19 protein-coding genes, 1 tRNA gene and 1 pseudogene are annotated in these 20,682 nt (G+C 49.5%); 14 read left to right on the top strand and 7 right to left on the bottom strand.

Features of this window, described 5'->3' with window-relative positions; genetic code table 11:
* Window positions 1-141: 141 nt before the first annotated feature.
* Entirely contained in the window at window positions 142-2,367 is a 2,226-nt protein-coding gene (locus F4X55_05905; GenBank protein MYC40523.1) for a TonB-dependent receptor plug domain-containing protein, read from the top strand.
* A gap of 125 nt (window positions 2,368-2,492) precedes the next feature.
* Here F4X55_05905 and F4X55_05900 read toward each other — a convergent pair whose 3' ends face one another.
* The 3 genes and pseudogenes from F4X55_05900 to F4X55_05890 form a co-directional block, all read right to left on the bottom strand.
* Entirely contained in the window at window positions 2,493-3,284 is a 792-nt protein-coding gene (locus F4X55_05900) for an alpha/beta fold hydrolase (protein ID MYC40522.1), read from the bottom strand.
* A gap of 23 nt (window positions 3,285-3,307) precedes the next feature.
* Window positions 3,308-3,754: a Holliday junction resolvase RuvX gene (ruvX, locus tag F4X55_05895; protein MYC40521.1), complete on the bottom strand. Its 447-nt coding sequence runs from the start codon at window positions 3,752-3,754 to the stop codon at window positions 3,308-3,310.
* A pseudogene (locus F4X55_05890) lies at window positions 3,738-3,839 on the bottom strand (dicarboxylate/amino acid:cation symporter). Before F4X55_05890 ends, ruvX begins: the two are co-directional and overlap by 17 nt.
* A 102-nt stretch (window positions 3,840-3,941) precedes the next feature.
* Between F4X55_05890 and F4X55_05885 the strand changes: the two are divergent.
* Complete coding sequence (locus tag F4X55_05885; GenBank protein ID MYC40520.1) at window positions 3,942-4,340, top strand: DUF3568 family protein; 399 nt, start codon at window positions 3,942-3,944, stop codon at window positions 4,338-4,340.
* Here F4X55_05885 and F4X55_05880 read toward each other — a convergent pair.
* Window positions 4,337-5,278, bottom strand: coding sequence for a DUF1152 domain-containing protein (locus F4X55_05880; GenBank protein MYC40519.1), 942 nt, complete (start codon window positions 5,276-5,278; stop codon window positions 4,337-4,339). The genes F4X55_05885 and F4X55_05880 overlap by 4 nt on opposite strands.
* 145 nt (window positions 5,279-5,423) lie before the next feature.
* Between F4X55_05880 and F4X55_05875 the strand changes: the two genes are divergently transcribed.
* The 11 genes from F4X55_05875 (at window position 5,424) to F4X55_05825 (ending at window position 16,316) form a co-directional block, all read left to right on the top strand.
* Window positions 5,424-6,467: a DUF4872 domain-containing protein gene (locus tag F4X55_05875; GenBank protein MYC40518.1), complete on the top strand. Its 1,044-nt coding sequence runs from the start codon at window positions 5,424-5,426 to the stop codon at window positions 6,465-6,467.
* A 155-nt stretch (window positions 6,468-6,622) separates the two neighbouring features.
* A complete protein-coding gene (locus tag F4X55_05870) occupies window positions 6,623-7,573 on the top strand; it encodes a PDZ domain-containing protein (GenBank protein ID MYC40517.1) in 951 nt (316 codons plus the stop codon).
* A gap of 41 nt (window positions 7,574-7,614) precedes the next feature.
* Complete coding sequence (gene gspD, locus F4X55_05865; GenBank protein MYC40516.1) at window positions 7,615-10,203, top strand: type II secretion system protein GspD; 2,589 nt, start codon at window positions 7,615-7,617, stop codon at window positions 10,201-10,203.
* 60 nt (window positions 10,204-10,263) lie between these two features.
* Window positions 10,264-11,901 (top strand): type II secretion system protein GspE, encoded by a 1,638-nt coding sequence (gene gspE, locus F4X55_05860; protein ID MYC40515.1) that lies wholly within the window; start codon window positions 10,264-10,266, stop codon window positions 11,899-11,901.
* A 32-nt stretch (window positions 11,902-11,933) separates the two neighbouring features.
* The gene (gene gspF, locus F4X55_05855; protein ID MYC40514.1) at window positions 11,934-13,142 is read left to right on the top strand and encodes a type II secretion system protein GspF; all 1,209 of its coding nucleotides are present in this window, start codon (window positions 11,934-11,936) and stop codon (window positions 13,140-13,142) included.
* 16 nt (window positions 13,143-13,158) lie between these two features.
* On the top strand, window positions 13,159-13,578 hold the full coding sequence (gene gspG / locus F4X55_05850; GenBank protein ID MYC40513.1) for a type II secretion system protein GspG: 420 nt from the start codon (window positions 13,159-13,161) through the stop codon (window positions 13,576-13,578).
* A complete protein-coding gene (locus tag F4X55_05845) occupies window positions 13,575-14,108 on the top strand; it encodes a prepilin-type N-terminal cleavage/methylation domain-containing protein (GenBank protein ID MYC40512.1) in 534 nt (177 codons plus the stop codon). The genes gspG and F4X55_05845 overlap by 4 nt, the downstream gene beginning before the upstream one ends.
* Window positions 14,109-14,120: 12 nt before the next feature.
* Complete coding sequence (locus F4X55_05840) at window positions 14,121-14,495, top strand: hypothetical protein (GenBank protein ID MYC40511.1); 375 nt, start codon at window positions 14,121-14,123, stop codon at window positions 14,493-14,495.
* Window positions 14,449-15,138 (top strand): prepilin-type N-terminal cleavage/methylation domain-containing protein, encoded by a 690-nt coding sequence (locus F4X55_05835; protein ID MYC40510.1) that lies wholly within the window; start codon window positions 14,449-14,451, stop codon window positions 15,136-15,138. The genes F4X55_05840 and F4X55_05835 overlap by 47 nt, the downstream gene beginning before the upstream one ends.
* Window positions 15,138-16,229, top strand: a complete 1,092-nt coding sequence (locus F4X55_05830) for a general secretion pathway protein GspK (protein ID MYC40509.1) — start codon at window positions 15,138-15,140, stop codon at window positions 16,227-16,229. The genes F4X55_05835 and F4X55_05830 overlap by 1 nt, the downstream gene beginning before the upstream one ends.
* Before the next feature lie 2 nt (window positions 16,230-16,231).
* Window positions 16,232-16,316, top strand: a tRNA-Leu gene (locus tag F4X55_05825).
* 64 nt (window positions 16,317-16,380) lie between these two features.
* On the opposite strand, the gene glnA is transcribed toward F4X55_05825, so the two are convergent.
* Together glnA and F4X55_05815 are read right to left on the bottom strand one after the other, a co-directional pair.
* Window positions 16,381-17,832 carry a type I glutamate--ammonia ligase gene (gene glnA / locus F4X55_05820; protein ID MYC40508.1) on the bottom strand — a complete coding sequence of 484 codons (1,452 nt, stop codon included), beginning with the start codon at window positions 17,830-17,832 and terminating at the stop codon, window positions 16,381-16,383.
* Window positions 17,833-17,893: 61 nt separating this feature from the next.
* Window positions 17,894-18,232: a P-II family nitrogen regulator gene (locus tag F4X55_05815; protein MYC40507.1), complete on the bottom strand. Its 339-nt coding sequence runs from the start codon at window positions 18,230-18,232 to the stop codon at window positions 17,894-17,896.
* 346 nt (window positions 18,233-18,578) lie between these two features.
* On the opposite strand from F4X55_05815, the gene rnc reads away from it, so the two are divergent.
* Window positions 18,579-19,235 carry a ribonuclease III gene (rnc, locus tag F4X55_05810; protein MYC40506.1) on the top strand — a complete coding sequence of 219 codons (657 nt, stop codon included), beginning with the start codon at window positions 18,579-18,581 and terminating at the stop codon, window positions 19,233-19,235.
* A 3-nt stretch (window positions 19,236-19,238) separates the two neighbouring features.
* Here the strand turns inward: rnc and F4X55_05805 are convergent, their stop codons facing one another.
* Window positions 19,239-20,654, bottom strand: coding sequence for a sigma-54-dependent Fis family transcriptional regulator (locus F4X55_05805; GenBank protein ID MYC40505.1), 1,416 nt, complete (start codon window positions 20,652-20,654; stop codon window positions 19,239-19,241).
* Window positions 20,655-20,682: the final 28 nt, after the last annotated feature.

The raw sequence follows: 20,682 nt of genomic DNA, 5'->3' as shown, positions 1-20,682 counted from the left end.
TATTAGGACCGAGCGTTTCAAGTCGCGCTATAGGTCCTGTTATGCAATAATCTCTGATGACTTGGATTTTTCGTGCAGGATTATGTTATAATTTCTGGCAAAAAGGAGGGCGTCATAATTAAAAGGAAATTCAAATCAGGAATGAAGGAGTTTTTAAGCTTGTTTCTCGCAGCTCTGCTCCTAGCGTCGCTCGGCGGCGGTGACGCGGTTGCGCAGGACGATGATGCAGTTCCACAGGATGTGTTCGGGGTAAGCGGCGTATTTCTCAAAAAAATCACGGTCACCGCCCGAAAACGAGAAGAACTGATTCAGAACGTTCCCCTGGCGATCACTCATTTCGGTTCCGAAAAGATTGAAGCCTTGAAGGTAAACGACCTTGAAAGCCTCGCAGTGAGCGTGCCCAATGTGGCACTTGACGATTCCATCGCGGGAATGGCAATAGCCAACTTTTCCATCCGCGGTGTCGGGATAAACAACTCCATAGCGTCTGTTGATCCGACCGTGGGGGTATTTGTCGACGGCGTGTATCTAGGGCAGACAACCATCGTCTTGTTTGATACCTTCGATATTGAAAGCATAGAGGTGCTGAGGGGACCGCAGGGAACGCTTTTCGGGCGGAATGTCACAGGGGGCGCTATACTGGTTAACACGAAAAAACCGGGAGATGTTCTTGAGATATCGGCACGCACTACGTTTGAAGGAGGGGGGGAAAGCCTTAACAGCTATTACATGGGAACAATCGGAGGCCCTATTAGCGAGACCGTCGGCATAAAGGTAACTGCCTACACAAATCAGGATAACGGCTGGTTTAAGAATTTCCACACGGGCGAGGCTTTCGGAGAGAACGACACACGAATGGTACGATCGGTTATTACGTGGAATCCGACGGATGACGTAAGCCTTGTTTTGCGCTACCGGTACGAGAATTCGGAAAGCGATGGCTCTGCGGGGCAGAACCAGCGCGACTTCAATATTAATAGTCACGATTTCAGCATCGACGAGGAAGGCTTCAGGGAGCATAGAAATCACTTTTTCTCCGCTCAGGTGAATTGGGATGTGGGTTTCGGAGACGGAACCATAACGAACATATTTGGCCTTTACGACGCGGACGGGTCCGCCTTGCTTGATATCGATTCTTCGCCGGAAAACCTTTTGAATATACGTGGATGGACCCCCTACCGCCAGTGGAGCAATGAACTGCGCTACGCGGGCAGATTCTTCGAAAGTCTCCACGCGACGACCGGTTTTTATTACTTTACAAACGAGATAAATTATCATGACCGCCGTTATCTGTTAGGAGGAGTTATTCCCCCCCAAGATCTGGGAGGAAATTATTACGTCGATACGCTAGGCGTGTTTCTCTCCTTTGATTACGACCTTACGGATCGGATAATGCTTACCGCGGGCACCCGTTACAGCTATGAAAAGAGAGAAGCTGAAACCTCCTCCGCCGCCATTACAAGCAGCGAGGGAACGCCATGCAACTTTGCGGTCGGACCTGCATGCCCGCTTGATTTCACCGACGAGGAGACTTGGAACAGTTGGTCGCCCAAGCTCGGCGTTGCCTATTTTATGGGCGGCGGAGCGAATTTTGAAGCGAACGTTTACGGGCACTGGACCAGGGGATACCGCTCCGGAGGCTATAATCTGCGAAATACCTATGCCCCAGAGGTGGAACTCCCGGGACCGTACGATGAAGAAAAGATCGATACCTTCGAGGCGGGATTGAAGATATCAACAAACATAGGCATCCTGAACGGTGCGGTTTTCTATAACTTTATCGATGATGTGCAGAGAGTGATAACTCTTCCAGAATCCGTGGCCTTGGGCGGCATAGCTCAGGAAATTCACAACACCGCGGATGTAGAAGCCTTCGGCTTTGAAGTTGACGGGCTGATTGCCGTTACCGATAAGCTTTTTCTTTTGGGTTTCGTCGGATACGTAGATCCCGAGTACACCAAGGTAAAACATGACCTTAATCTAGACGGCACTCTTGACGAAAAAGACCTAGCTTTAGAACTTCCCCGGGCCGCGAAGTGGACTTGGAGCGTCGGCGCGACCCATGACACTGGACTTGCGAACTGGGCGAAGATGAATTCAAGAATAAGCTATTCATTTCGCGACAATTTATACCTTACAGATGACAACAAAGGATATACTCCCGCGCAGAAAATTCTTGACGCCGGAATTGATATCACCCCGATGGACGGCAGGTTTTCAATCGGATTTTACGGAAAGAACCTTCTTGACCGAGTCAAACACGGAAGCTATGTTGAGCTCCACCCCCAACTCGGGGGAGGTTCGTTCGCGCCGCTCTCCAAAGGCAGAACCTTCGGTGTGCAGCTAACCTACCGACACAGGTCATAGAGGAAAGAAAAGCATACACATGTACAGCGGCTGCGTTTTTTAAAGCGGGCAGATAGAAGCCCGCAGGATCTGGATAGATTACGGGGCAGGAACTGCGGCCGTTTTTTGGGCGGAGTTCCGCGTGGCTAGTCTTTCGTGAGAAAATCAAGCACGGCTTTATCCACCTCGGCTTGGCATTCCCTCCAGAATCCGTGGCCGACGTCCGCAAACGCCTTTTCAACCGCGTTCGGTATAGATTCCACAAGCTTTTTCGATCTCTCGGGAGGCGTGACGATGTCCCGCTCTCCGTACATGACCAGGGTTTTCGCGGAGATTTTCCCGAGTTGGGCTAACACGTCGTGGTTCTCGCATGCGTAACTTTGGTTTCTGTATCCGGCGGCCGCATCAGGGTCAACGGGAACTTCTTGGATTCTGCTTATTAAGGAGTCGTAGTTCTCTTCGATATATTTCCTTCTGTATCCGAGAAAAAGTGCAAAAACCCATCCCGCCCCCGGTCCTGCCTTATCCACTATGTCCCTCGCGGTTTTGATAAGCAAGTTTCCGACCTCGTCCCTGTGCGCGGAGGAGCATCCCATAACGAGCTTGCTTACCTTCTCGGGGTACTTTATACCCAGCCACTGGCATATCATTCCGCCCATTGATTTTCCAACGAAGTGTGCTTTTTCTATCCCGAGAAAGTCCAAGAGCCCCGCGGCGTCATCCGCCATCTGTTCCATCGTATAGGGATAATCGGGTTTCTCGGAGCGGCCCGAGCCCCTGTTGTCGAGCACTATCACGCGGAAATGCTCCGAGTAGATGGGAACCTGTACATCCCAGCTCTCAAGACTGCTCCCGAGGCCGTGGATGAGCACGAGCGGATCTCCCTTTCCGCATTCTTCATAATAAAGATTTATTGCGTTTGTCCTTGCGTATGGCATATCAGGTCTGCCCTGAGGTTTATCTAGTTCCTGCTCAGAAGGTACTCTTCCAGTATCACTGTAGCCGCCATCTTGTCTATTACCGTTTTTCGCTTTTTTCTTCCCATACCCGCGTCTATCAGTGTTTTCTCCGCAGTCTTGGTGGAAAAACTCTCGTCCCAGTATTTAACTGGAAGACCCAGAAAATCTCGAATGCGTTCGGAGAGTTTCTTTATGCCTTTTGCCCTGCTTCCAAGGGAACCATCCTGGTTGTAGGGAATCCCCACTAGAATTTCATGGGGGGAATATCTCTCTATTACATCGCGAAGCTGCGAGAGATCTTTCTTTTCGTTTTCGCGACGGATTGTACAGACGCCGTTTGCCGTGATCCCAAGTTCGTCGCTTACAGCAACCCCTATGGTCTTGGTTCCTATATCAAGGGAGATTGTTCTCCCTGAAGTTTTGCTTTGCTTTTCAGCCGGTATCTTCATCGGACTCAAGTTTTTCTATGACTGCCGCTCCTATGCTGTCTCCCCAAATGTTTACGGTAGTGCGGAACCTGTCCAAAAACCAATCTGTTTTTTGATATAAAAGATTCCATCGTATTGACTCTTTTCCCCCCTAGGTTAGCTTAATTAATCATATAGATTTTTTTTGTAAAGCCCGCCGGGGGTAAAGATGAATTTCCTTTCAAATAACTGTCGCACAGTTCTTTTATGCTTGTTCCTGCTTGTTTTTTCTTCGGGTTGTGCGGTCGTGGCGGGTGGTGTGATCGGCGGGGGCGCTGCTGCTTATCTTAAGGGAGTTCTAAAAACCAAGGAGCCCGCCTCGTTTGACAAGGTGTGGTTCGCGGTGGTGGAGATCGTGGAACAGCAGGAGTTTCAGGTAACCAAAAAAGAAAGCGATGCGGGAAAGGCACTGATTGAAGCCAAGCTTCGTGATCAGGACAAAGATGTCTACATAACCGTCAAGTACCACAAGCCCGAAATAACCGATCTTCATATCCGCGTGGGCATATGGGGAGATGAGGACGAATCAAGGCGCATACTCAAGCTTATTCACGAAAAGCTTTATTAGCTTCCCTCGAGATTTTCGTAAAGCTCCATCTCAATATCAAGTTCTGTTCTTATTCCTGCTTCGTTGAGCTTCGTGTTTGCCTCCCCTATCGTTTCGCACTCGTAGACCGCTTGTGCGGGTTTTGATACCTTTTCGTAAACCACCCTTGGGTCCACGTAAAAAGTCACGGTAGATCTTATATCAAGTTCGACCTTTCTTCTGCCCTCCCTTATTGAGGTGGTCCTGAAGGCGCCTTTTGCATATTCAACGGGTCCTCTGCTTGCCTCGGTGGGTATTATGCCTATGGCTTTTTCCATAAGCTTCAGTGTCTTTGCGGATATTCCCCAGCTTCCGAGCATTCCGTTGTTGCGCGCAATGGCGCCGAAGGATCTTTCAAGTTCTTCCTTGGACAGTTCCCCGTCGCTTCCGAAACCGAATACCCCCATTATGGTGGGCATCCGGAAACTCTGCCTGTAAAGTGCGGCGGTCATTATGGCGTCGGCAAGCGGGCTCATGAGCCCCTTTTCGTCTCCGGATCCGAGTACGTCCCCCCCGACGTCTATCCCGACTACCAGATCCGCGCCGAGTTTCTGGGCAGCATCGGTTATCCCCTCGAAAACCTTAGCTGGGCCGTAACTGATATCGACAAGAAGGGTTTCTTCTCCCAGCACTTCGGCCATCCCCGCCTCGGCGAATCTTGCTCCCGCCCGGGTTAAGGAGTCCTTGTTACATCTCCAGACCACGTCGTTTATCTCACTGACATTGCGTGCCTCTTCGAGTTTTCTGGGTCCCGGGTCGGGGTCTATCGTGAAGCGCTCCCAGCTGAGTCCCCCAAGAACGCATTGCGTACCATTCGTCTCGAGCAGGTTTACGGTTGGAAGGGTTCCGACTATATCACCTCCACCTCCTATTCCGAGCACGATGGCCTTTCTCGAATTTTTAAGAATGTCCTCAAGCATGATCTATCCGCAGTGGTGATTACTAATATCCGTTCTGCAGTAATCATCAAGGTATTTTTACGCGCGGCGAATCGACTGGCCGGGTCAGGGTCTTTATGGGAAATTGATTTCCGGCTATATTAATCTCTCCGTTTTACGGCTTCTTATGAAGAAAATAATAAAGGGTTGGAAACACTTAAAAGGCGTGCACTGCGGTTCCGCCGCGATCAGGGACATATGCTCCTATTACGGACATGATCTCTCAGAGCAGATGTGTTTCGGGCTCGGAGCCGGGCTCGGTTTTTATTACTCTTGTGACGAGAGCATGAACCCGAGCAGGATTATACAGCCCCGTGGTCCCCTGATGGAAATTAATTTCCTCAGGAACTTCGGTGCTGACATCACCGACTGGAAATACGAGGACGACGATGAGCGGGCCTCGGCTGACCTTAGGGAATCTATTGACAGGGACGTCCCGGTACTGATACAGGCAGATATTCGTTACCTTGAGTATTTTGACTCCAAAACCCATTTCCCCGGACACGTAATTGCGGTATGTGGGTACGATGACTCTGAATCTGTTTTTTACGTGGCGGACAACTCATTTAAAGATCTTAAGACCGTCTCTTTTGAAAATATGGCGAAAGCGAGAAGCTCCAAAGCGAGGCCGTATCCGCTTTCAAACAACCGCGTTGAAGTGGAGTCTCTTCGAAACGGTTCTGATCTTCGGGATATGGTTTTCGGTGCCGTAAGGAAAAACGCAGAGATGATGCTTGAAGGTCGAACCACTCTCAGAGGAACCTCAAGCGTTGAAGTCATAAAGAAGTGGGCTGAGGATCTACCGGGCTGGAAGGATATTAGTGACTGGAAGTGGACCTCCAGGTTTACTTACCAAGTTATATGCAGAAGAGGGGTTTGCGGCGCTGCCTTCAGGTGGTTTTACAGGGATTTTCTGGAAGAGGTCTCCTCGGTGCTTTCGCCTTTTTACGGGTCTGATCTCCCAGAGGAGATGAACAGAATCGGCCAGAAATGGTACGATATGGGAGTACTTTTCAAACAGATAAGCGAGAGCGATTCATGCGAGCGGGGATTCGAACGGGCCTCGGAACTTGCTTTTGAAATATATGATCTTGAAAGGCAGTATTTTAACGTCGTGCTTGAAAAATCCCCTGTTGTCCACACTGCGGGAGAAAGAAGTCTCGGTGAATGAACATTGCATTGGCATTTAAAAATCATGGCGCGGTATCGCTTGGGAGTTCCGGGTTTTCGTGACGTTGCGTTTCCGCAGGTTGCATAATAATTGAGATATTGCCAAAAAAATAAGGTATTCTATTAAATTATGCGGAATTATTTTAGGAACTGACTATGCTTTTTTTTCTTTTAAGGAAATATGTATGGGTCGTAAACGTCTTGCTGATAGTTGCCATCGCGTACTCGGTCTCGGCTATGGTCAACAACGGCTTGCGTGACAGAATAGAGTCTGACAAGGGCGGTATGACAGGCGAGCACCTGTACAAGGAGAAGTACGGACGGGTTAAGATTCCTTATCGTGCGAGGAGTTACTACGACTCGATATTGAAAACGAATCTGTTTGGAGTTGGTGGGTACTCGGGGCCGACGGACACCGGTGATCTTCCCGAGGTTTTCGAGGGAGAAATTACTCCGAAGACCTCCCTTAAGCTTGAACTCATGGGAACTTTCATACTCAAAAGCAGAACTCATCCTTCAACGAACAAAAGTGTTGCAGTAATAAAGAGTATGGAAAATCTTAAAATAAAGGGTTATTCTGAAGGGCAGTTGGTTGACCTCATAGCATCCGAAAAAGTGGAGGTAGTGAAAATAGACGACTGCGAAGTGACTATACGTCGCGCCGGAGGTCCTGAACTGATTACCTGCGGAAATGAGCTTGAATCCGTTTTTTCAAAAAGCGCCGCTAGTTCTTCTCCCAAAAGAAGCAGGACGTCTGTGAAGTCGAAAAAGTCGTCGGCCTCGGGAGTGAGCAAAGTCGGCGACGGCGTGTACCAGATAGAGAGAAGGATGTTTGATGAGTTGCTAGCGGAACCAAGAAGCTTAATAACCGAGGCTAGAATTGTGCCGCGCGATGACGGCATCAAGATCTTCGGCGTGAAGAGCAGAAGCGTGTTTTATAAAATGGGTCTTAGAAACGGGGATATAGTTCACCAGATAAATGAAGTCGCTTTAAACGACGTGCCGAACGCTCTTTCGCTTTTGACCGACTTAAAGGGGCAGAGCGAATTTACTGTTGATTTCACTAGGAGAGGCAAAAGAAAAAGCAACCGGTACACGGTTTACTAGGTCTGCGGCGAAAAATCGGTTTCTTGAGGTTAAAACAGGTTATGAAATATCTTCTTAATAGTAGTCTTTTCCCGATTCTGTCGGCGGTTCTCTTTTTTTCTGTTTCCGTCGTCTGTCCGCAGCCGGCTTTCGCCGAGAAATCCGAGCCGCTGCCGGATCTTACCAGAGCGAAGGTTGTTGTCGCTCCGGGTACCAGACTGAAAAAAGCGCCTGCGCAGAATGAATCCGGGGAAGATTCGCCCTCGGAACCCGCTGAGGTTACCGAGGAGGCCGCGAAGTTATTAGCGGAGGAGGCTGCAAAGGACCCTCGCAAAGAAACCTTAAGACCCTTCGGCAAAGACGCCGTTAAGGTTTCCGGCAACGAGACCGTGGAGGGTATCGTTGAGGAACCCGGTCTCCCGCTCGATTTAGCGCCTGAGGGAGTCGTGGCTGAGTCTGAACCCGAGCCGCAGAAAACGCCTGAGTCTCAAGCACAGAAACCTGAGGAGACGTTGCCTGCGGTTGCCGAGGTCCCAAGCGAGGAAGTCGCTGGAGCTGGGGGTGAGGAGATTGCCGAGGTTCCGGCTGATGAGACCCTCGAAGAGAAGGACGAGGAAATTCCCGAGGATCAGGGAATGGTAAACCTTCGTGCCAACATGACGCTTAAGGAGATGGTGAAGACTATAAGTGAGATTACCTCTGAGGTCTATCTCCTGAGTGACCAGATCAGAGACAAGAACGTGACGATCATAACTCCTCAGGGTGGCTTCGAGAAAGAAAACGCGTTTAGGATTTTTGAAATACTGCTTGATATGAACGGCTATTCGGTCGTGAGCGCGGACGGAGTCAACAAGGTCGTTCCGAAAAAGGGGATAAAGTCAGAAAGCATACCGTTGAGGCAGGATTTCGACCCTGGAGAATCTTCCCAGAAATACGTGATGAAGCTTATAAAGCTTAAAAGCGTAAAGGCCAAAGGGGTCTCTAACACCCTTCGAAGCTTGGTGAGCAAGGAAGGGTTCATGAAGCCTTACGAACCGTCAAACACCTTGGTTGTGATCGACAACGAGCAGAACGTGAACAGGATAGCCGAAGTGGTGGCCAGCCTTGATTACAACAAGAAAATAGAGTTCGTAAGGGTGCATAACACAAGCTCGGCCAGCGTCATCTACAAGCTGCTTGAGATATTCAGCCCTCAAAGAGCCAAAAGAAAAGCTTCAAAGAGCAAGAAAGACGGCTTCGTATCCGGAAGTTCCGAGCTTCTAGGGTTTAAAGTGATAAATGACGAGAGGACGAATTCCATAATAGTTATTGCCGACCCGAGGGACATTTCCCTGATAAAGGAAACGATCGCTGTTTTGGACATAGAAAGTGAACACGCTGAACAGGACGTCTACGTCATACCGGTTAAAAACGCCGATGCCGAGCAGATAATCGAAGTTCTCGGGAATCTGTTTGCGGAGGGGAGGGGGGGGGCTATGGTTTCATCGGTTTCCTCCCGTGGCCAGACGCAACAGTCCGGCAGAACCGGTCAATCTTCGAACCGCCTCGGAGAGGGCAACCTGAGTAGAAGTGGGAATACCGGCGGTCTCGGATCGCAAGGCGGAACCATTGAGAGGGGAGGAAGCAGTAAGACCGGTGGCGGTTCCGTTGTCGTGTCTTCGGCCGATGGACTGAAGATAACTTCGGACCCCGCGACAAACTCGATTATAGTTATCGGTTCTCTTACTCAGTACAGAATGGTCAAGCAGATAGTGGACAAGCTTGACATAAGAAGAAGACAGGTATTCGTGGAAGCTGCCATACTTGAAGTGGGTCTTGACAACCTGAATGCGCTGGGAACCAATTTCGGTCTCGGTCTTAGAATAGAAGGCGACAACCTCGGTTTTGTCGGACAGCAGCTGCCGGGCATACCGAGCCTCCTCGGAGTTGCGGCCGACCCTGCGATCGCAACAACCTCCATAGGCAGTCTTTCAGGACTTTTTCTTGGGGTCGTGGGAGAGGAAGTTGACGCCGACGGTTCAGGCCCGCTTCCGGCTCTTCCTTCGTTCTCTGCGGTGTTTCAGGCACTGAGTTCCGTGACCGACGTCAATGTTCTCTCAACCCCGAGCATCATTACAACCGACAATGAGCCGGCTGAGATAGTGGTGGCTGACGTAATACCGTTTCCGATGGGCAGCACCGTGGGCACAAGCGGCGTGACGGTTCAGACGATTGAGAGACTGCCGGTTGGAATAAGGCTAAGCATTACTCCCCAGATAAGTGAAGGAGAATACCTCAACCTTGACATAGTTACCGAAGTTTCCTCCACCCGGGAGGCTCCAGCGGGACTTAACACAGCGCAGTTCGGTATCGCAACCACGACTAGAAGTGCCGACTCGTCAGTTATAGTCAAAAATGGACAGACCCTTGTTATAGGCGGGTTGGTCCAGGACAGAGAAGAGGTGCTTCACAACAAGACTCCTCTGCTTGGAGATATCCCGCTGATTGGAAACCTCTTCAGGTTCAAGCGCAACCAGAGCAGGAAACTCAACTTGATGATACTCCTTACCCCGCGGATAGTTGAGACGGAAAGCGACATGAAGCAGTTGCTTCTGGATCACCAGAGGAGAAAGACCTTGCTTCACAGAAGGGACCTGAATACGCTTGAATAGGGAAGTTTTTAAGAAATGAAGGCTCTTGACGAAATAATAAGCAGGCGCTACCCCGAGGTGATGGGGAGAATTGAAGAGCTGAAAGGGAAAAACGGCCGGAACACCGAAGACATACTGCTCAAAACAGATGTACTCAAGGATTTCCCGGCCCTTGACGTTCTTTCCGAATTCTACGGAATCGAGAAGATCGAATCGATTCCGGAAGACGAGATAGATTATGAACTGATAAAACAGTTCCCGATCAGTTTCGCGAAAAAATTCAGAATACTTCCCATAAACAAGGATAACGGGACGCTCAAAGTCGTATTCGCCCCGCCCCAGGAACTCTATGCCCTTGACGAAGTGCGCTCCCGCTTCGGGTGCTCGCTTGAAACATATATTACCCTTGAGCGCGTGCTCAACGACAGCATCAACAGGGTTTACGAACAGGGCAAGGATGTTGTCTCAGAAGATATAAACGAGGGTTCCGGGCTCTCCGAAATGGAGTTTACAGAACCTCAGGATCTGATTGAGGCCGAGGACGAAGCCCCGATCATAAAATTCATAAACACGCTTCTTTTCCAGGCCGTAAGGGAGCACGCAAGCGATATTCACATAGAGTGTTTCGAGAAAGAGGTGCTGGTCCGGTTCAGAAAGGACGGCATTCTGCACGACGTGACGAAAGTTCCGAAGACGGTGCAGTCTTCGGTAATTTCGCGCGTGAAGATCATGTCCGAGCTTGACATAGCGGAGAAAAGAAAGCCCCAGGACGGAAGCATAAGGCTTAAGATTGGGGGAAGAGATATAGACGTAAGGGTCTCGACCGTTCCCACTTCGTGGGGAGAAAGCGTGGTGATGAGGCTGCTTTACAGGTCTTCAGTGCTTATGAGCTTCGAGCAGCTGGGCCTTGAAGGCAAGAAGCTTGAACTTGTGGAATCTCTTACCCAGCGTCCCCATGGGATCATACTCGTTACGGGACCCACGGGAAGCGGCAAGACGACGAGTCTTTATGCCGCCCTGCAGAGAATCAATCTTCCCGACAAGAAGATAATTACCGTAGAGGATCCGGTTGAATACCAGATACAGGGGATCAACCAGATACAGGTCAACACCAAGGTCGATCTTACGTTCGCAAACGGACTTCGCTCAATACTGAGACAGGATCCCGACGTTATACTGGTGGGGGAAATAAGGGACAGGGAAACCGCCGATATTTCCATGAATGCCTCTCTTACCGGACACCTCGTATTCTCCACGCTTCATACCAACGATTCGGTAAGCGCCGTGACCAGGCTTGCCGACATGGGAGTGGAGTCCTTTCTCATAGCTTCGACCCTCTCGGCGGTCATAGCCCAGAGACTTGTCAGGATTCTTTGCGAGCAGTGCAAGGAACAGTACGTACCGATTGATGAGGAGCTTAGCCGTATTGGGCTAGCGCGCGAGTCTTGTCCCGAAGGAAAGATCTACAGAGCCAAGGGGTGCCAGGAGTGCATGGGGACGGGGTTCTCCGGGAGAATAGCGATTTTCGAGATACTTCTTATTGATGACGAACTTAAAAACACTGTCCTGACCCACCCGGATTCGGCCACGCTTAAGGAAAAGGCCCTGAGAAACGGACTCGTCACCCTGAGAATGGACGGTGCCGACAAAGTTGCGAAAGGCATAACGTCGATTGACGAAGTGCTCAGGGTCACTGAAGAGGAACTGGCGGAGACCTAGTCCACGGTTATCCTTAACATCGGTATCTGGAAATGCCTGTTTACAACTATAAAGCCATTAACGACAAGGGCGAATCGGTAAGGGGTGTTATAAGCGCGGAATCGGTCAAGATCGCAAGCGACAAGCTAAGAAAAGGAGGGGTCTATCTCTCTTCCATAAAGGAAGCGACCGGGTCTCGCCGCTCGTCTATAAGCCTTCCGTGGACCGGGGTAAGCACCTCGGAGCTTGCCGTCATGACGAGACAGTTCTCCACTCTGGTTTCTTCCGGTCTTCCTCTTGAAACGTCGCTTGTGGCTCTCTACGAGCAGACAGATGATCAGAAGCTTAAGGAGATTCTCTCCCAGGTGCGAAGCCGAGTGAGTGAAGGCAGTTCTCTCCATGTTGCGCTCGAGGAGCATAAAAACGTTTTTTCCGATCTTTATGTGAGCATGGTCCGCGCGGGTGAGGCGAGCGGAACTCTTGACGTCGTACTTGACCGTCTCGCGGATTTTCTTGAAAAGCAGCAGGAACTCAATTCGAAGATAAGGGGCGCAATGATATATCCGGCGATAATGTTTATCGTTGGGCTTGGGGTGCTTGTTTTCATGATGACTTTTGTAATTCCCAAAGTCGCCGATATATTCGAGGCCAGCAACAAGGCTCTGCCCTTTGTTACAGTAGTGCTCATAGGGGCAAGCGATTTTCTAAGGGAAAATTTCGCCCTGATTCTGGTTTTTATGGCCGTCGTATTCTTTTTTGCGCACAGATACGTAAAAACGCCTTCCGGAAAAAAAGTATACGACAGGTTTTCCCTGAGGGTACCGGTGTTCGGGAAAATGTCTTCAAAAGTAATGATTTCCCGTTTTACAAGGACGCTCTCAACGTTGCTTTCAAGCGGTATTCCTCTTCTTGAGTCGGTTAAGGTGAGCGAATCGGTCTTGGGAAACAGTCTTTACGTTGAAAATATCAAGGATGTCCGGGTCAAGGTGGCGGAAGGAGCGGCATTCGGGTCCTCTCTTGGACAGACCGGGATTTTTCCGCCCCTTGTAGTGAGAATGGTATCTGTGGGGGAGGAGGCCGGCAAAATTGAAGACATGCTCTCGAAAGTGGCTGATATGTACGACACCGAGGTCGATGGCATGCTTTCCACTCTGACTTCTCTTCTTGAACCGGTAATGATACTGATTATGGGCGTTGTGATGGGTTTTATAGTCTTTGCTATACTTTTACCAGTGTTGAATCTAACTTCGGTAATAAACTGAACAGGAGGTAGAGAAAATGAGATCCCAGATGGGATTTACTCTGATTGAAATTATGGTGGTCGTGCTTATCATAGCAGGGCTTGCCTACATAGTAGGCACCAACGTGATAGGTCAGGGGGAGAGGGCAAAGGAAAAACAGGCCATGATTCAGATCAGGCAGTTTGAGCAGGCGCTCCAGCTGTTTAAGTTTGATAACGGTTTTTATCCCGAAACCCAGCAGGGATTACGCGCTCTGGTCGAACCCGTAACGGTTGGCAGGGAAGCCAGGAGGTGGAGGCGTTATCTGGAATCCGCAGGCGTGCCGCTTGATCCTTGGGGAAACGAGTTTGTATATTTCGGGACCGACCAGACCGAGGACGGACTGTACTATATAAGGTCTAATGGCCCCGACGGGGTGGGGAATTCAGACGACGATCTGTCCAGCAGAGACAGATGAGAAGAAAATCCGCAGGTTTTACATTAATTGAACTCATGGTGGTTGTTTTTCTGCTCGGAGCTTTTTTCTCCGTGGCGATGCCGAGGGTCTTCAAGACAGATGACATGAACCTGCGCAGCGCTTCAAGAGGGCTTGTAACGACAATAAGATATCTTTACAGCAGGTCCATCTTTGAAAAGCGGATATATAAGCTTTCTTTCGATATTGACGCCGGGGAGTACTGGGCGGAGGTTCTTGAGGGAAACCAGTTTCAGGCGCGAGAGGATTCCGGATACGGCCGCAGGAATCTTCCCAACGGAGTTTTTTTCAACGACATACAAACAGAGAGAACTCAAGGGAAAGTCGGTTCGGGAAGGGACGCGTTTATACTTTTTCTGCCAACTGGGATTGTCGACTCAGCGGTTATTCACCTGAGAACCGGTGAGGACAATTTCTTCACGCTTTCAACTAATCCCTATACGGGGGCTACGAAAGTTTTTGACAGGTACGTCGAGTTTAACAACCGGCTTCAAAGCGTGACGGAGCAGTAGGAGAAAAACGGAATGAGAACCTGGAAAAACGGCATTTGCGGATTCACGCTGCTTGAAGTCATGGTTGCTGTGGGGTTGCTTGCCTTCGCGATGGTGTCCATACTCGGCATTGTGGGTCACAATATAAATATTGCCACAAGATCCACAAACTATCTCATAGCCACGAGCCTTGCTGACGAGATAGCTTCCCGGATTGACGCCGAGGGGCTTCCCTCCGCGTCGAAGAGAAGCGGAAAGTTTGATAACCATCCGGGCTTTGAGTGGCATATCGTGGTCGTTCCTTACAACCTGCCGCAGTTCGAAGCGAAAATGAACATCGTAAATATTCTTATAACCTGGGATGACGGGGAGGAAAGCTATGAAATCAACTTCGTCGATTCGGGATGACAAAAGCGGCTTTACCCTTATAGAGGTTCTTATCGCCGTCACTATAACGGTCATCGTGCTTACGATGCTCTATAGTTCTTTTTCCCAGCTAATAACCGCCAAACGCAGAGTGGAGACGGAAAACGAACTGATCCAGGAGACAAACACCATCCTGCTCAAGATGCGCCACGACTTGGTGAATGCGTTTCCCCGGGGGAATATCAACGCCGGGACTTCTTCCTCCACCTACCGCTATTTTACCGGGAGGCTTGAAGGGGAGAATAGCAGGATTGTCTTTACTTCTTTTGCAAAGGACCCAACGCATTATTCCACCCAGTCCGGTCAGAGTGAGATATCCTATTACGTGCTTCCGCTCCGCGGCGAGCGCGAAAATATGTTCGCCCTTATGAGGAAGGATAATTACTGGATCGGAAACGATGAGGCCGGAGCCGCGTACCCACTTTCGGAGAGGGTGCTGAGTTTCCGGGTGAATTTCCTTAGCGGGCGGTCCCTGAACTCGGCGAGTGAGCAGAGAGTATGGGAGTGGGATTCGTCAGTAATGCGAGGATTTCCCGGAGCCGTTCAGATCCAGATCGTTTTGGTGGGGGACCGAGGACAGGAAGAAGTCCATTCCATGATTGTTGCCATACCGGTGGCTGACTGATGCGGAGAGCAGATTCGAAAACAGCGCAGAGAGGTATAGTCCTTGTTATTGTCGTCATAACGATCGCCATACTCTCCACGATCGTTATTGACTTCATATATTCAACCCGCGTGAGCTACGAGATCTCCGCGAACAGCTCAAGCGACGTCCAGGCAAGACATATAGCGAAATCGGGGGTGAGGGTCGTACAAGGCGTGCTGAGAAAGAAAACGCTTGAGGATATTCCCGTAATCAAGGGAGTGCTAGCCCAGGCAATAAAGTCGCAGAACGGTGCCGGCGGATGGAGTCTTTCCATCAGCTCCTTCCCCATTGGAGACGGAAACATATCCCTTGAGGTGATAGATGAGAGATCAAGAGTCAACCTCAACGCTCTTGTGGACCAGAAATCAAACCGGGTGGATTTCCAGGTCCGCACGCAGCTAAATGAACTTTTCCGCTTTCTCGGTGTGGAGACGGAGAAAGCCGATCTTTTCGTGGCAAGCCTTGTAAACTGGCTTGACGGAGCGGTGCAAGGCGCTGGAAACGATCAGGATCCCGATGGTGCCACCGCAGCTTATTACGCGGGACTTGAAAACCCCTATTATATCAAAGACGGGCTGCTTGACAGCGTTGAGGAAATTAGGATGATTCAGGGGATGGATAAGGATTTCTTTTTCAAGGTCAAGGACTATCTGACCGTGTATCCTAAGGACAAGCAGGTGAATTTCAGCACCGCTCCGGAGACGGTGATAATGTCTACTATCAAGGCCGCTGGGGTCTCGGTCAACGAGAGACAGAGCGATTACCGAGAGATAAAAGACAGCGTTGTGCGGAGAATGGCCGACGAGATAGTAACACGCAGGAGCACCAAGAGGATCATATCGGCTAGTGAGACCAAGAAGATCTTGAAGAAAGTGGATTCCAGTCTGAAAATAAGTTCCGGTATTTCGGGCGTGGTTCTTAAAGGCGGGAAAAGCGATGTTTATACCGCCGTCTCCACCGGCATGGTGGGAAGAGAAATTCCGGTGTCAAGACAGATTCGAGCCGTCATCCGCAAAAACCTGAAAAAGAAGAATTCATATCCGACCGTTGTATCCTGGAGAGAAAGATAAAAGCCGAAGTGGCGGAATTGGTAGACGCGCAGGATTCAGGATCCTGTGGGCATTGCGCCCGTGGGGGTTCGACTCCCCCCTTCGGCAGAGCATAAAAAAAGGGGTGCCTTCCGAGAAAGCACCCCTTTTTTCTTATCTGTTTTTTCCTTTTTTACACGTCGTAATAAAGTGTGAACTCGTACGGTACGGGTCTTAGTCTGATCGGGTTGATCTCGTTTTCCGTTTTGTAGTCAATCCATGTCTCTATTACGTCTTCAGTGAACACGTCTCCTTTAAGCAGGAACTCGTGATCCTCTTCAAGGGCTTTTACGGCCTCTTCGAGCGAACCTGGTACGGAGGGGATGTTACTCAGTTCCTCGGGTCCCAGTGCGTAAATATCCTTGTCCAGCGGGTCTCCCGGCTTAATCTTGTTTTCGATTCCGTCGAGTCCGGCCATCAACAAAGCAGAAAACGTTAGATAACCATTGCACGAGGGATCCGGAAACCGGGTCTCGATTCTCTTTGCCTTTGGGTTAGGAGAATACATGGGGATTCTTACCGCAGCGCTTCTGTTTCTCGCGGAGTAAGCAAGATTCACGGGAGCTTCAAACCCAGGAACGAGCCTCCTGTAGGAGTTCGTTATCGGGTTGCTAAATGCGCATATGGCTCTTGCGTGCTTTAGAACTCCACCCACATAATACATTGCAAGGTCGCTCAGTCCAGCATATCCCTTTCCGGCGAAAAGAGGTTTTCCGTTTTTCCACAGAGACTGGTGAATGTGCATTCCGGAACCGTTATCGTCAAAGACGGGCTTTGGCATGAAAGTGGCTGTTTTCCCATGTTCCCGGGCAACGTTCTTTACCACATACTTATACCATTTCATATTGTCTCCCATCTGGACCAGAGGAGCGAAACGCATGTCAATCTCCGCCTGCCCTGCCGTCGCGACTTCATGGTGATGGGCCTCAACTGAAATACCGAGGCTCAGAAGCACGCTTACCATTTCGGAACGTATGTCGTGCATGCTGTCTGAAGGAGGAGTTGGAAAGTAGCCTTCCTTGTGCCTGAGCTTGTGACCGAGGTTCGGCTGTTCGTCGGCCCCAGAATTCCAGATGCCTTCCTCCGAATCTATGAAGTAGTATCCGCCACGCGGACTCTGATCGTATCTGACATCGTCAAGAATGAAAAATTCCAGCTCGGGACCAAAGTAAGCGGTGTCCGCGACCTTCGTGCCCTGCATGAAAGAAATAGCTTTCATCGCTATGTTTCTCGGGTCTCTCGTGTAGGGCTCCCTTGTTATGGGGTCTTCAATATTACATATTATGGCGAGAGTCTCGGCCTGCATGAAAGGATCGCGCTTGCAGGTGGTTGGGTCTGGCATAATCAACATGTCGCTTGTGTTAATAGCCTGCCAGCCCCTGATGCTTGAACCGTCAAAACCAAGGCCGTTTTCAAAAAATGACTTGTCAACTTCCTCCGCCGGTATAGTGAAGTGCTGCCACATTCCTATAAAATCAAGAAACCTGAGATCAACAAACTCAATCTCGTAATTTTTTATGAACTTTATTAGTTCAGCCGGCTTTTTTGGAATAACCGGCTGACCTGACTTGCTGTCAGTAGGCATGATCAATTATCCTCCTTAATGCGATTGTTTTCAGAAAGAAATTATTTGGTACGAGCGCTAATTATATAGCATCCTCGCCTCTTTCTCCAGTTCTGATTCTCACTACGTCCTCGGCTGGGAAGATAAATATCTTTCCGTCTCCTATCTTGCCGGTTTTCGCGCTTTCTCTTATGGTCTCGATTACCTTGGAGACCATATCGTCGGAAACTACTATTTCCAGCTTTATTTTAGGGAGAAAATCGATGACGTATTCTGCACCCCTGTAAAGCTCCGTATGACCTTTCTGACGGCCGAACCCCTTTACCTCGACAACTGTCAGACCCTGAATCCCTATTTCTCTGAGAGCCTCCTTAACGTCCTCCAGTTTGAACGGTTTGATAATGGCCTCTATCTTCTTCATGGTAATAAAATCCTCCTACGCGTATTTATTCATCTACATTAAAGTATCAAGAAATATACCATTTCTTTCGCTTTGAAGTGAACTGATTACCCAAACCGGCGTATAAAATAACTGTTTCTTTTGCGAAGGGAAAGTTTTTCGTTTTGCAACTCCGTATTATCATTCAATATTCTTAGAATCTGCCAGCTTCGCAATTTATATTTTCGTTTACAAAAAAATCTCTTTTTCCCCCAAGAAAGATTTTTCGTTTTTCCAAAGATGCACGTTTATTGTGCATAGAATCTTAAAATTTAGACACCGCGGCGGGCAGATTGATTTTAAATGTCGTTAATGATATTTTTCCCCAATGATCGAACAGAAACTTGGCTACAAGTTCAAAGACCGCTCACTGCTTGAAACTGCTCTTACCCACAGTTCATACGCAAATGAGTTCTCGTGCCCTAGCAACGAGAGACTTGAGTTTCTCGGAGACGCCCTGCTGGGATGCATGGTGAGTGTGCTTCTTTATGAAAAATACCCTTCGCACACTGAGGGAGATCTCTCCAAGGTCAGAAGTCGAGTGGTAAGCGGCGCGAATTTCGCGAGATACGCCGAGACGACTGGCTTGGGAAAACAGATGAGGCTTGGGAAAGGAGAGGAGAACACTGGGGGAAGGAAAAGGGAGTCAAATAACGCAAACGCTTTTGAGGCGCTTATAGGTGCGTTGTATCTTGACGCGGGCTACGAGAAAACTTTCGAGGTGGTCTCTGGGTTGTTTCGGGACGCTATTGAGGAAAACGACTTCCCACGCGACAGCAAAACCGAGCTTCAGGAAGTTTCCCAGAGCATCTTTGGACAGACTCCTGAGTACAGAATCTTAAGCGAGGAGGGTCCTCCGCATGAAAGGACTTTCACCGTAGAGGTCACAATTCCTTCCGACCTGAGGGGTAGGGGAAAAGGCAGCAGTAAAAGGCAGTCCGAGCAGTCCGCGGCCCGCGACGCTTTGAGAAAGCTCGGCTATTAGTCTTTAACCCTTTTCTATTCCCAGGTCGTTTATCTTTTTTGAAAGCGTGTTCCTGTTTATTCCCAGTATAGCTGCCGCCTGCTTCATGTTTCCGCCAGTTTTCGCGAGAACTGTTTGGATTAACTGTTTTTCAACTCTGCCGATTACCTGCTCGTGGACGTTCTGCAGCGAGAAGTCCGAATTTTCTACCATAACTCGGACAAGTTCTTCGGTTTTCCTCTCCATTGTTTCAGTTTCCCCGTAGCTGGTTTGCGAATCCATGGCGTCTTTTGTCTCCTTCGCACTTATTATGCTATCGGGGCTTAGGACCAAGAGGCGTTTTATGGTGTTTTCAAGCTCTCTTACGTTTCCGGGCCAGTTGTGGGTAATCAGTAACTGCTCCGCTTCGCTGGAGAAGACCTTTTTCTCGGTGCCGAGTTCCGCGGAGTACTTCTTCAGAAAATGCTTGAGCAGTTCGCTTATATCTTCTTTTCTTTTTCTCAGGGGAGGAAGGTTTATGCTTATGACGTTGAGTCTGTAGAACAGGTCCTCTCTGAAAGAGCCTTCCGCGACGGCATCTCTTAGGTTCTTATTCGTGCTCGCGATTATCCTGGGGTCAACCGGGACTGGTTTTTCGCTTCCGAGCCGGTAGATCTGCTTCTCCTCGATGGCTCTTAGGAGTTTTGACTGCAAGTCGGTTGAAAGTTCCCCTATTTCATCTATGTGGAGGGTTCCCCCGTCGGCTTCCTCGAATCTTCCCTTCTTCAAGGCCGCGGCACCCGTGAACGCTCCTTTTTCGTATCCGAACAGCTCGCTCTCCATAAGTTCCTTGGGGATTGCGGATATGTTTACGGACACGAGCCTTTTTTTTCTTCTCGGGCTGTTATAGTGTATCGCCCTTGCGATAAGTTCTTTTCCCGTGCCGCTTTCTCCCGATATAAGCACTGTGATGTTCTTGGAGGCGGTGCGGCCGATGATCTTGTATACGTTTAGCATGTCGGGCGAACTGCCGACTATTTCCTCAAACGATATGTTTTCCTCGGCATCTTCGGACAGCCTTATTTTTCTTCCCGCATCGTAGCTTTTTATCGCCCGCTCGGCAAAGAGTTTCACCTCTTCGAGATCAAATGGTTTGGTCAGGTAATCATAGGCGCCGAGCTGCATTGAATCTATGGCGTTACTGACGGTATTTTGCGCGGTTATGAATATTATGGGAGAGTCAATTCCCCTGTCTCTAAGCTGGGAGAGAACCTCAAACCCGTTCATATCCGGCATGTTTATGTCAAGGAGAATCAGGGAATACGCCTCCTCGCGGGCCTTTCGGACGGCATCCTCTCCGTTTTCCGCACACTCGACTTCAAATCCCGATTTCTTAAGGGATGTCTCGAGTATCCACCTGATGTCTTCTTCGTCGTCGGCTACCAGAATACGGTCTTTCATGATCTGATTCCTCTAGTAGGCGCGTTGT

This window comes from Candidatus Dadabacteria bacterium (genome assembly GCA_009840385.1).
Classification (GTDB): Bacteria; Desulfobacterota_D; UBA1144; order Nemesobacterales; family Nemesobacteraceae; genus Nemesobacter; species Nemesobacter australis.
The sequence above is the reverse complement of the archived record's forward strand: the minus strand, read 5'-3'. Positions and strand labels throughout refer to the sequence as shown.

Coding starts and splice junctions, on each gene's coding strand:
- F4X55_05900 (MYC40522.1), bottom strand. CDS start 3,284: ATGCCATACGCAAGGACAAACGCAATAAATCTTTATTATGAAGAATGC.
- F4X55_05880 (MYC40519.1), bottom strand. CDS start 5,278: ATGCTTGAGGACATTCTTAAAAATTCGAGAAAGGCCATCGTGCTCGGA.
- gspG (MYC40513.1), top strand. CDS start 13,159: ATGAGATCCCAGATGGGATTTACTCTGATTGAAATTATGGTGGTCGTG.
- gspD (MYC40516.1), top strand. CDS start 7,615: ATGAAATATCTTCTTAATAGTAGTCTTTTCCCGATTCTGTCGGCGGTT.
- F4X55_05845 (MYC40512.1), top strand. CDS start 13,575: ATGAGAAGAAAATCCGCAGGTTTTACATTAATTGAACTCATGGTGGTT.
- F4X55_05830 (MYC40509.1), top strand. CDS start 15,138: ATGCGGAGAGCAGATTCGAAAACAGCGCAGAGAGGTATAGTCCTTGTT.
- F4X55_05905 (MYC40523.1), top strand. CDS start 142: ATGAAGGAGTTTTTAAGCTTGTTTCTCGCAGCTCTGCTCCTAGCGTCG.
- gspF (MYC40514.1), top strand. CDS start 11,934: ATGCCTGTTTACAACTATAAAGCCATTAACGACAAGGGCGAATCGGTA.
- F4X55_05875 (MYC40518.1), top strand. CDS start 5,424: ATGAAGAAAATAATAAAGGGTTGGAAACACTTAAAAGGCGTGCACTGC.
- F4X55_05815 (MYC40507.1), bottom strand. CDS start 18,232: ATGAAGAAGATAGAGGCCATTATCAAACCGTTCAAACTGGAGGACGTT.
- F4X55_05805 (MYC40505.1), bottom strand. CDS start 20,654: ATGAAAGACCGTATTCTGGTAGCCGACGACGAAGAAGACATCAGGTGG.
- F4X55_05840 (MYC40511.1), top strand. CDS start 14,121: ATGAGAACCTGGAAAAACGGCATTTGCGGATTCACGCTGCTTGAAGTC.
- F4X55_05835 (MYC40510.1), top strand. CDS start 14,449: ATGACGGGGAGGAAAGCTATGAAATCAACTTCGTCGATTCGGGATGAC.
- rnc (MYC40506.1), top strand. CDS start 18,579: ATGATCGAACAGAAACTTGGCTACAAGTTCAAAGACCGCTCACTGCTT.
- gspE (MYC40515.1), top strand. CDS start 10,264: ATGGGGAGAATTGAAGAGCTGAAAGGGAAAAACGGCCGGAACACCGAA.
- F4X55_05885 (MYC40520.1), top strand. CDS start 3,942: ATGAATTTCCTTTCAAATAACTGTCGCACAGTTCTTTTATGCTTGTTC.
- glnA (MYC40508.1), bottom strand. CDS start 17,832: ATGCCTACTGACAGCAAGTCAGGTCAGCCGGTTATTCCAAAAAAGCCG.
- ruvX (MYC40521.1), bottom strand. CDS start 3,754: ATGAAGATACCGGCTGAAAAGCAAAGCAAAACTTCAGGGAGAACAATC.
- F4X55_05870 (MYC40517.1), top strand. CDS start 6,623: ATGCTTTTTTTTCTTTTAAGGAAATATGTATGGGTCGTAAACGTCTTG.